Source organism: Streptomyces sp. NPDC058812 (assembly GCF_042744565.1).
Classification (GTDB): Bacteria; Actinomycetota; Actinomycetes; order Streptomycetales; family Streptomycetaceae; genus Streptomyces; species Streptomyces thinghirensis.
Genome location: NZ_JBHYOB010000079.1, coordinates 1 through 532 on the forward strand (window position 1 = coordinate 1; position 532 = coordinate 532).

Here is a 532-nt window from a genome sequence, read left to right on the forward strand (position 1 = left end):
ACCTTTAGGCATGCTGATCGCTGCCGGTGAGGTCCGGCCTCTGCCTAGGCGGCCACGGTGCCCGCTTCATCGGGCGGAGCTGGGAAAGCAAGTGCCTCGTCAAAGCGCTCGTCCTGCTGGAGGCAATGGTAGAGCTGGCCGATCATGCGGTTGAAGAGGTTGCGCTGAGCGGAGGCGTGCCAATCTGCGTGGTTGTCGCGTCGTCGCCGGTAGTGGGCCTTGGCACCTGGCGAGGCTGTGATCGCGGAGAACGCCCAGAGGTATCCGGCATGGTTGAGGCGGTCGTTCTTCACCCATCGTCGGGTGACGCTGGACTTCTTGCCAGACGCCCGGGTGATAGGAGATGCGCCGGCGTAGGCCTTCAAGCCGCGGGCGTCGGCGAACCGCTGTCGGTCGTCCCCAATCTCGGCAAGTACCCGGGCGCCAAGCTGGGTGCCGAGGCCGGGGAAGCTGAGGATGATCTCAGCGTCCGGGTGCTGCGGGAATGGCTCTTCAACCGCCTCAGCGAGGCTGTCAGCGGCGGTGCAGGCGG

General features: G+C 66.2%; 1 protein-coding gene. It reads right to left on the minus strand.

All coding sequences use genetic code 11. The features are described from left to right. Positions 1-44 precede the first annotated feature (44 nt). The coding region (locus ACFW48_RS38755) for an IS110 family transposase (protein ID WP_386323385.1) at positions 45-532 on the minus strand (488 nt) is incomplete at its 5' end.